Below are 9119 nucleotides of genomic sequence, written 5' to 3'. Positions count from 1 at the left end.
CGTTCCGCGCTTCCGCGCGGGAGCTTCTTCGAGCCGCTCACCAGGTCCTTGAAACCCTGGCCCGCGCGGAAGCGCGGAACGGAGGTCTTCTTGACCCGAACCCGCTCGCCCGTCTGGGGGTTGCGGGCGTAACGGGCCGGACGGTCGACCTTCTCGAACGAACCGAAGCCGGTGACCGAGACCCGGTCCCCACTGACGACGGCACGGACGATGGCGTCCAGTACCGCGTCGACCGCCTCGGCGGCCTGCTGACGGCCACCGACCTTGTCGGCAATCGCTTCTACGAGCTGCGCCTTGTTCACGTCTTCCCCTTCGGAGACATTGCCGGAACGAAAGTGTTCAGGCTTTTCCGCACGTTAGGCAGATATATACCGCAAATCAAACACGAAACGGGCTAATCACCCGTGCGCCGCAACGAACTCGGCTGTCCTGGACTTGTTCAGCGTTCCTCTTCGGGGAATCGACCCGCGTCGAGGTCGGCCGTGAACCGGTCCAGTCGCCTTGTCGCGTCGGCGAGATCGTGCTTGGCCGCGGCCGTAATGACCAGCAGCTTCCGGGCCAGCGCCATCCGTACGCCCTCCGGGACTTGCAGTGCGCGCACCCTTGTGTGCGCTTCCTTGAGTTGGTCCGCGACTGCCGCATAGAGCTTGAGTTGGCCGTCGTGTTCCATGCACAGATTGTGCCATCTGGGGCGAGTTGTCGCCTGCGGGGGTCGCAACTGGTGCCTCGAACGGCCTGACGGAGCCCGGCGGCAGCCTTGGCTCAAAGCTGCGCCTACCCAGTCAACACCCTGTCTAACATGGGAAGTTGAGAGAAGCGTTGGAGGCGCGCGGGGCCGTTCGAGTGCAGACATGGCTGTACCCCCAATCGTGGCGATCGGGGGTACAGAGGGTGTCGCGGTGGCCGGATCTCGACCTGGTGCGGGGGTTGGGGTCAGACCTGGACCGTCCGCGGCTTGTACGAGGGGCGCTTGGCCTCGTACGCGGAGATGTCGCCCTCGTTCTGGAGGGTGATGGAGATGTCGTCCAGTCCGTTCAGCAGCCGCCAGCGGGCGTTCTCGTCGAGTTCGAAGGCGGCGGTGATGCCCTCGGCACGCACCTCACGGGCCTCCAGGTCGACCGTGATCTCGGCCTGCGGGTCGTTCTCGGTGAGCTCCTGCAGCGCGTCCACGATCTTCTGCTCCAGAACGACCGTGAGCAGGCCGTTCTTCAGCGAGTTGCCGCGGAAGATGTCGGCGAAGCGGGAGGAGATGACGGCCTTGAAGCCGTAGTTCTGCAGCGCCCACACGGCGTGCTCGCGGGAGGAGCCGGTGCCGAAGTCGGGGCCGGCTACCAGGACCGTCGCGCCCTTGCGCTCGGGGCGGTTGAGGATGAAGTTCTCGTCCTTGCGCCAGGCCTCGAACAGCCCGTCCTCGAAGCCGTCCCTGGTCACCTTCTTGAGCCAGTGGGCGGGGATGATCTGGTCGGTGTCCACGTTGCTGCGGCGCAGCGGGACGGCCCGGCCGGTGTGCGTGGTGAATGCTTCCATGACTCTCAGACTCCAGCGGGCACAGGGGCGTCGGACAGATCGGCGGGCGAGGCCAGGTGGCCCAGCACGGCGGTCGCGGCGGCGACCTGCGGCGAGACCAGGTGCGTACGGCCGCCCTTGCCCTGCCTGCCTTCGAAGTTGCGGTTGGAGGTGGACGCGGAGCGCTCACCGGGCGCCAACTGGTCCGGGTTCATGCCCAGACACATCGAGCAGCCCGCGTGCCGCCATTCGGCGCCGGCCTCCTTGAAGACGATGTCCAGGCCCTCGGAGACGGCCTGCAGACCGACCCGCGCGGAGCCCGGCACGACCAGCATCCGTACGCCGTCGGCGACTTTGCGACCCTCGACGATCGCGGCGGCGGCCCGCAGGTCCTCGATACGGCCGTTGGTGCAGGAACCTACGAAGACGGTGTCGACCTTGATGTCGCGCAGCGGCTGGCCGGCCTCCAACCCCATGTATTCCAGGGCCTTTTCGGCGGCGAGGCGCTCTGAAGCGTCTTCGTACGAAGCCGGGTCGGGGACGGACGCCGAAAGCGGCGCGCCCTGACCGGGGTTGGTGCCCCAGGTGACGAACGGCGCCAGCGAGGGACCGTCGATGACGACCTCGGCGTCGAATTCGGCGTCGTCGTCCGTCTTCAGGGTCTTCCAGTACGCGACGGCGGCGTCCCAGTCCTCGCCCTCGGGGGCGTGGGCGCGGCCCTTGATGTACTCGAAGGTGGTCTCGTCGGGGGCGATCATGCCCGCGCGGGCACCGGCCTCGATCGACATGTTGCAGATGGTCATGCGGGCCTCCATCGAGAGCTTCTCGATGGCGGAACCGCGGTATTCGAGGATGTAGCCCTGGCCGCCGCCGGTGCCGATCTTCGCGATGATGGCGAGGATCAGGTCCTTGGCGGAGACGCCGTCGGGCAGTTCGCCGTCGACGGTGATGGCCATGGTCTTCGGGCGGGCCAGCGGCAGCGTCTGGGTGGCCAGCACGTGCTCCACCTGGGAGGTGCCGATGCCGAACGCCAGCGCGCCGAAGGCGCCGTGGGTGGAGGTGTGGGAGTCACCGCACACGACGGTCGTACCGGGCTGGGTCAGACCCAGCTGCGGTCCTACGACGTGGACGACGCCCTGCTCGACATCGCCCAGGGAGTGCAGGCGCACGCCGAAGTCGGCGCAGTTCTTGCGCAGCGTCTCCAGCTGGGCCCGGGAGACCGGGTCCGCGATGGGCTTGTCGATGTCGAGGGTCGGGGTGTTGTGATCCTCGGTGGCGATGGTGAGGTCGAGGCGCCGCACGGGACGCCCGGCCTGGCGGAGACCGTCGAAGGCCTGCGGGCTGGTCACCTCGTGCAGCAGGTGCAGATCGATGAAGAGGAGGTCGGGCTCGCCCTGGGCGCGCCGGACGACATGGTCGTCCCAGACCTTCTCCGCGAGTGTCCTACCCATCGCTTTCCCTCCGGCCGGCGAAACAGCGCCGGCCCAACTAGAGATCTTGAGGAGACGGCGCTCGCACCCCTGGTTCACGGGCAGCCGCCGCCTGGCCCGTTTGGAACGCGGGCCGCTGTGCCTACAAGAGTTGCGCGTCTCACGAAAAAAGGAACTTGCGTTTCACAGAGTGAGACGCGAGTATCGTTTCATGGACAACAGTAGCGGCGTCGGCGTCCTGGACAAGGCAGCCCTTGTCCTGGGCGCTCTGGAGTCCGGTCCGGCCACCCTCGCGGGTCTGGTCGCGGCGACCGGGCTGGCACGACCCACGGCACACCGGCTGGCCGTGGCCTTGGAACACCACCGCATGGTGGCGCGCGACATGCAGGGCCGTTTCATTCTCGGCCCCCGTCTCGCCGAGCTGGCCGCGGCCGCCGGCGAGGACCGGCTGCTCGCCACGGCGGGCCCGGTGCTCACGCATCTGCGGGACATCACGGGCGAGAGCGCGCAGCTCTACCGCCGCCAGGGCGACATGCGCATCTGCGTGGCCGCGGCGGAACGCCTGTCCGGACTCCGGGACACCGTCCCGGTCGGCTCGACCCTCACGATGAAAGCCGGTTCCTCGGCCCAGATCCTGATGGCCTGGGAGGAGCCGGAGCGCCTGCACCGCGGCCTCCAGGGCGCCCGCTTCACGGCCACGGCCCTCTCGGGCGTACGGCGCCGGGGCTGGGCCCAGTCCATCGGCGAGCGCGAGCCGGGCGTCGCGTCCGTCTCCGCGCCCGTGCGCGGCCCCTCGAACCGCGTGGTGGCCGCGGTGTCCGTCTCCGGCCCCATCGAGCGCCTGACGCGCCACCCGGGCCGCATGCACGCCCAGGCGGTCATCGACGCCGCCGCGCGTCTCTCCGAGGCGCTGCGCCGCACCGGCTGATCCACCCGGAACACCTCAAGAAGGGCCTGCCTCAACGCCGCGGCGGGCCCTCAGTCATGTCTGAGGCCAGGCCCTCCGCCGGGAAGTGCCGCGATGTCCCGTCGTTTCAGTGCCGCGCCGTCGTGGCTGGTCGCGCCCACGTGGCGGAGCCACATATCGACACAGCCCCGCGCCCCTTCGGGGCGCAGCCCACTCGCATCAGCCCACTTACTCGGACGGCACACTCCCCGACCGATACGCGAACCGGTCCTTCGCCCGCCTCCCCCGCTGCTCCACCGGCACCTGTCCGTGCGCCGCCGCGAGGCCGAAGGGCGGCATGTCGGCGTAGATCGCCTCGTAGGAGCCCTCGGGCACCACATAGCTCTCGTGCCACAGGCCGACGTGTCCGCGTACCTTCCCCGCCTTCTCCTTGCGGTTGATGATCGCCCACGCCTTGTGATGGAACATGTCGGGCGAACTCGCGTACTTGTAGAGCTTCTCCTTGGACTCCCAATACTGGACGACGTAGTACGTCCGCGGGGACGCCGTGAGCAGCACATGCCCGAGTAGTCCGCGACCGGGATCCTTCCCCAACTCCCGCAGCATGCGCGGCATCGCGAGGAACACCGGCACCCAGTGGTGCACGGCCCAGAAGCGGTTGATGCGCATGCCGATCAGCAGCACCACCACCTCCCCCTCGGCGGCAGCGGTGGTACGGCCGTTGACAGCCTTCGCGAACATGACGCCTCCTAGTTGGGTACCGGCGCTATCCGATGACCCGTGCTTGGATAGTGCCGGTATCCGAGAAAGGGCGCAAGACATGCGGCTGTCCGAGTTGAGCGAGCGCAGCGGTGTGTCCATCGCGACGATCAAGTACTACCTGCGCGAAGGCCTGTTGAGCCCCGGCCGCCAGGTCAACACGACCACCGCCGAGTACGACGAGGAGCAGTTGCGGCGGCTGCGGCTGGTGCGCGCGATGATCCAGGTCGGCCGGCTCCCGGTGGCCACGGTCCGCGAGGTGCTCGGCCATGTCGACGACGACTCCCTCGGCCGTACGATCCGGCTGGGCGCGGCACTTTGGGCGTTGCCGCAGGTTCCGGAGCCGGACGCGGAGGACGAGTACGTCCAGGCCGCGCACCGCGAGGTGGACCGGCTCCTGGAGACGCTGGGCTGGTCCAACTCCCAGGCGCTGGTGACCATTTCGCCGTCGTACCGCTCACTGGTGGTGGCGGTGGCCGCACTTCGCCGGCTCGGGTACGACTGGCCCCCCGAACTGGTCGTGAACTACGCCAAGTTGATGCACCGGGCGGCCGTCCTCGACCTGGACTTCGTGGAGACGCACCCCTCGGAGGCCGAGAAGGTGGAGACGGCGGTGGCGGGCGCGATCTTCGTCGAGCCGGTGCTCCGGGCGCTGCACCGGCTGGCGCAGGAGGAGGAGTCGGCGCGGCGGTACGGCTTCGAGTGAGCCGGGCATGCGAAAGGCCCCCCACCGAAGTGGAGGGCCTTTCGTCTGCGTACCCCCGACCGGATTCGAACCGGCGCTACTGCCGTGAGAGGGCAGCGTGCTAGGCCGCTACACAACGGGGGCCCTAGCGATCCTGCATGGAGGGCGGCGGGTGCGACCCGGACCACCTTCCTGGGAAGGATCTGTACCCCCGACCGGATTCGAACCGGCGCTACTGCCGTGAGAGGGCAGCGTGCTAGGCCGCTACACAACGGGGGCGTTGCAGATGAGCTCTGCGAGCTGGCCTACCAGGACTCGAACCTAGAATGACGGTACCAGAAACCGTAGTGTTGCCAATTACACCATAGGCCACTAAAACGCAAGTCCTTCTGGGGACCTTGTTCCAGTTGACGCCTCCGGTTTCCTGGCCTTTCGGCCCGCTCTCCGGCGGCGCAGGAACAACATTACCTGAAGGTGGACGGGGCTCCAAAACGGGTATCCGTGCCGAGCAGACCGGGGAGTTCGGCGAGGGAACCGATCCTGTGCCGCCCCACCAGGGCCTCGACGGAGGCGTGCCCGCCGTGGCGGTCGATCCAGACGGAGAGCAGACCGGCGTCCGCGGCGCCCCGCCCGTCGATCTCCGGGTGATCGCCGACATACGCCACCTCGTGCGGCGGCAGTTCCAGCGCCTCGCAGGCCGCGAGGAAGGCGCCGGCCTCGGGCTTGGAGACGCCCAGTTCGGCCGCGCACAGGATGACCTCGAAGCGGTCGTGCACCCCGAGGGCGCGCAGCTTGCGGTCCTGCACGGTGAGGCTGGAGTTGGAGAGGACCGCGTGGCGGTGACTGGCCGCGAGGGTGTCGAGGACGGGCAGGACGTCCGGGAAGAGGGCCCAGGCCGTCTCGTAGTGGGTCTTGTAGCGCCGGAACCAGTCCTCGGCCTCGGCGTCGGTCAGCTCCCGGTCCAGGAAGTGCCGGACCCGGTCGAGCCGCTGCCCCTCGAAGGTGACCTCTCCGGCCGAGAACCGCGCCCAGTGGAACTCGGTGGCCACCCGCCAGCGCTCCAGGGCCGCCACCAGGCTCTCGCGTCCGTCGAGCAGCCCCTCGGCGACCAAGTGCTCCCGCATGGCCGCGCGGTCCGCGCCGGTGTAGTCGAACAGGGTGTCGTCCACGTCCCAGACCACGGCCCGAATGCTCATGATCCGACCATAACGTGGGGCCCCGAAGCGCGTCAGCGCCCCGGGGCCCCACGTTGTCGACCGTCAGGCCGTCAGCTTCGCCAGGGCCGCGTCGATCCTGGCCAGGCTCTTCTCCTTGCCGAGAATCTCCAGGGACTCGAAGAGCGGCAGCCCGATCGTGCGGCCGGTGACGGCGACACGGACCGGCGCCTGGGCCTTGCCGAGCTTGAGGCCGTGGGTCTCGCCGGCGGCCAGGACGGCCTCCTTGAGGGACTCGGGCGAGGACCAGTCGGCCGACTCCAGCTTCTCCCTGGCCGTACGGAGAAGGGCGTCGGAGCCCTCCTTCATGGCCTTCGTCCAGGACGCCTCGTCCTGGACCGGCTCGGCCAGGAACAGGAAGTCGACGTTGTCCGTGATCTCCGACAACACCTTCAGGCGGGTCTGCGCGTGCGGGGCGACGGCCTGCCACTTGGCCTCGTCGAAGTCCTCCGGCGCCCAGGGGGCGAAGGGGGCGCGCAGCCACGGCGCGCAGCGCTCGGTGAAGTCCTTCACGTCGAGCAGCCGGATGTGGTCGGCGTTGATCGCCTCGCACTTCTTCAGGTCGAAGCGGGCCGGGTTGGGGTTCACGTCGGCGATGTCGAAGGCCGCGACCATCTCGTCCATCGAGAAGACGTCCCGGTCGGCCGCGAGCGACCAGCCCAGCAGGGAGAGGTAGTTGAGCAGTCCCTCGGGCAGGAAGCCGCGCTCCCGGTAGAGGTTGAGCGAGGACTCCGGGTCGCGCTTGGAGAGCTTCTTGTTGCCCTCGCCCATCACGTACGGCAAGTGCCCGAAGGACGGCACCGACTTGGCGACGCCCAGCTCGATCAGCGCCTTGTAGAGGGCGATCTGACGGGGCGTCGAGGAGAGCAGGTCCTCGCCGCGCAGGACGTGGGTGATCTCCATCAGGGCGTCGTCGACCGGGTTGACGAGCGTGTACAGCGGGGCGCCGTTGGCTCGTACGATCCCGTAGTCCGGGACGTTCTCCGGGGTGAACGTCAGCTCGCCGCGGACCAGGTCGGTGAAGGTGATCGTCTCGTCGGGCATGCGGAAGCGGACGATCGGCACCCGGCCCTCGGCCTTGTACGCCTCGACCTGCTCGGCGGTGAGGGCGCGGCAGTGGCCGTCGTAGCCGGACGGCTTGCCGGCGGCGCGGGCGACGTCGCGGCGGGCGTCCAGCTCCGCGGTGGAGCAGTAGCAGTCGTAGGCGTGGCCGGCGTCCTGGAGCTTCTTCGCGACGTCCTTGTAGATGTCCATGCGCTGCGACTGGCGGTAGGGCGCGTGCGGGCCGCCGATCTCGGGGCCCTCGTCCCAGTCGAAGCCCAACCAGCGCATCGCGTCGAGGAGTTGGCCGTAGGACTCCTCGGAGTCGCGGGCCGCGTCGGTGTCCTCGATGCGGAAGACCAGCGTGCCCTGGTTGTGCTTGGCGAAGGCCCAGTTGAACAGGGCGGTGCGGACCAGGCCGACGTGAGGATTGCCGGTCGGCGAGGGGCAGAAACGGACGCGTACGGGTGCGCTAGCCACGCTTGACAACCTTGTTGGTGAGAGTGCCGATGCCTTCGATGGTGACGGCGACCTCGTCGCCGACGGTGAGCGGTCCGACGCCTGCCGGGGTGCCCGTGAGGATCACGTCGCCGGGGAGCAGCGTCATGGCCTCGGTGATGTTGACGATCAGGTCCTCGATCGAGTGGATCATCTCGCTGGTGCGGCCGAGCTGGCGCTGCTGTCCGTTGACGGTCAGCTGGATGGTGAGGTCGCTCGGGTCGAGGTCCGTCTCCACCCAGGGGCCGAGCGGGCAGGAGGTGTCGAAGCCCTTGGCGCGGGCCCACTGCTTCTCGCGCTTCTGGACGTCACGCGCGGTGATGTCGTTGGCGCAGGTGTAGCCGAGGATGACGTCCTTGACACGCTCGCGCGGGACCTCGCGGCACATCCGGCCGATAACGACGGCCAGTTCGGCCTCGTGGTGGAGGTCCTCGGTGAAGGAGGGGTACTGGATGTCGTCGCCGGAGCCGATCACGGAGGTGGACGGCTTGAAGAAGGCGAAGGGGACGTCCGGCACCTCGTTGCCCAGTTCCCGGGCGTGCTCGGCGTAGTTGCGGCCGTAGGCGACGACCTTGTTCGGGAGCACCGGCGGCAGCAGCCTGACCTTGCTCAGCGGGACCTTCGTGCCGGAGAGTTCGAAGTCCGCGAACGGGATGCCCTTGATGATGTCGAGGACGAGCTCGTCCGGCTTGTCGCCCTCGACCGCGCCGAAGGCGACGTTCCCGTCGATGGAGAATCTGGCGATGCGCACGGGATCCCGGCACCCCTCACTGAGCTGGCTGGAGTCTGACGCTCCAGGCTAACGCGGTGCGGGGGCGCTGCTTCGCCGATTAAGTCCTCTCCGGCGGATCAGGTCGCGGCAGAGCACCGGCGCCGATGGACGCGGGCGAGTGCGCGCAGCCCCCGCAGTGTTTCGGTGCGTGCTCCGGGGCCCGGCCGGAGACTCAGGAATCGCCGGGCGAAGCCCGCGCTGTGGACGCGCTCGGGCTTTCGCCCGGTGCAGCGGGCGGGGGCAGCCTCCACACCTCCGAGGCGGCGGGGGTAGCGTGCCGGACGTCGCGGGGCAGGCGGGGCCCCTG

The 9119-nt window shown here is 68.9% G+C and carries 10 protein-coding genes and 3 tRNA genes; 2 read left to right on the top strand and 11 right to left on the bottom strand.

Annotated elements, in window-relative coordinates; translation table 11 throughout:
- The 4 genes from JHN45_RS33220 to leuC all read right to left on the bottom strand — a co-directional run.
- The coding region (locus JHN45_RS33220; protein WP_201052692.1) for an HU family DNA-binding protein at positions 1-302 on the bottom strand (302 nt) is incomplete at its 3' end.
- 137 nt (positions 303-439) lie between these two features.
- Complete coding sequence (locus JHN45_RS33215; RefSeq protein ID WP_019068724.1) at positions 440-670, bottom strand: hypothetical protein; 231 nt, start codon at positions 668-670, stop codon at positions 440-442.
- A gap of 263 nt (positions 671-933) precedes the next feature.
- A complete protein-coding gene (leuD, locus tag JHN45_RS33210; protein ID WP_200713349.1) occupies positions 934-1527 on the bottom strand; it encodes a 3-isopropylmalate dehydratase small subunit in 594 nt (197 codons plus the stop codon).
- 5 nt (positions 1528-1532) lie between these two features.
- Positions 1533-2957 (bottom strand): 3-isopropylmalate dehydratase large subunit, encoded by a 1425-nt coding sequence (gene leuC / locus JHN45_RS33205; RefSeq protein ID WP_200713350.1) that lies wholly within the window; start codon positions 2955-2957, stop codon positions 1533-1535.
- A 190-nt stretch (positions 2958-3147) separates the two neighbouring features.
- Here leuC and ndgR point away from each other — a divergent pair, with 190 nt between their 5' ends.
- Positions 3148-3864: an IclR family transcriptional regulator NdgR gene (gene ndgR, locus JHN45_RS33200; protein ID WP_019068721.1), complete on the top strand. Its 717-nt coding sequence runs from the start codon at positions 3148-3150 to the stop codon at positions 3862-3864.
- Positions 3865-4071: 207 nt separating this feature from the next.
- On the opposite strand, the gene JHN45_RS33195 is transcribed toward ndgR, so the two are convergent.
- Complete coding sequence (locus JHN45_RS33195; RefSeq protein WP_201052690.1) at positions 4072-4584, bottom strand: DUF4188 domain-containing protein; 513 nt, start codon at positions 4582-4584, stop codon at positions 4072-4074.
- 79 nt (positions 4585-4663) lie between these two features.
- Here JHN45_RS33195 and JHN45_RS33190 point away from each other — a divergent pair, with 79 nt between their 5' ends.
- Positions 4664-5308, top strand: coding sequence for a MerR family transcriptional regulator (locus tag JHN45_RS33190; RefSeq protein WP_200713352.1), 645 nt, complete (start codon positions 4664-4666; stop codon positions 5306-5308).
- A 50-nt stretch (positions 5309-5358) separates the two neighbouring features.
- Here JHN45_RS33190 and JHN45_RS33185 read toward each other — a convergent pair.
- The 6 genes from JHN45_RS33185 to JHN45_RS33160 all read right to left on the bottom strand — a co-directional run bounded on the left by JHN45_RS33185 (position 5359) and on the right by JHN45_RS33160 (position 8791).
- A tRNA-Glu gene (locus JHN45_RS33185) sits at positions 5359-5431 on the bottom strand.
- Positions 5432-5493: 62 nt separating this feature from the next.
- Positions 5494-5566, bottom strand: a tRNA-Glu gene (locus tag JHN45_RS33180).
- A gap of 21 nt (positions 5567-5587) precedes the next feature.
- A tRNA-Gln gene (locus tag JHN45_RS33175) sits at positions 5588-5659 on the bottom strand.
- A 92-nt stretch (positions 5660-5751) separates the two neighbouring features.
- Positions 5752-6483 (bottom strand): HAD family hydrolase, encoded by a 732-nt coding sequence (locus tag JHN45_RS33170; protein WP_200713353.1) that lies wholly within the window; start codon positions 6481-6483, stop codon positions 5752-5754.
- Positions 6484-6546: 63 nt separating this feature from the next.
- Complete coding sequence (gltX, locus tag JHN45_RS33165) at positions 6547-8031, bottom strand: glutamate--tRNA ligase (protein WP_201052687.1); 1485 nt, start codon at positions 8029-8031, stop codon at positions 6547-6549.
- Complete coding sequence (locus JHN45_RS33160; protein WP_200713355.1) at positions 8015-8791, bottom strand: fumarylacetoacetate hydrolase family protein; 777 nt, start codon at positions 8789-8791, stop codon at positions 8015-8017. Before JHN45_RS33160 ends, gltX begins: the two co-directional genes overlap by 17 nt.
- Between the last annotated feature and the right edge of the window lie 328 nt (positions 8792-9119).

This window comes from Streptomyces sp. MBT53, assembly GCF_016654115.1.
Taxonomy (GTDB): domain Bacteria; phylum Actinomycetota; class Actinomycetes; order Streptomycetales; family Streptomycetaceae; genus Streptomyces.
This window is presented reverse-complemented; position numbering and strand designations above follow the sequence as displayed.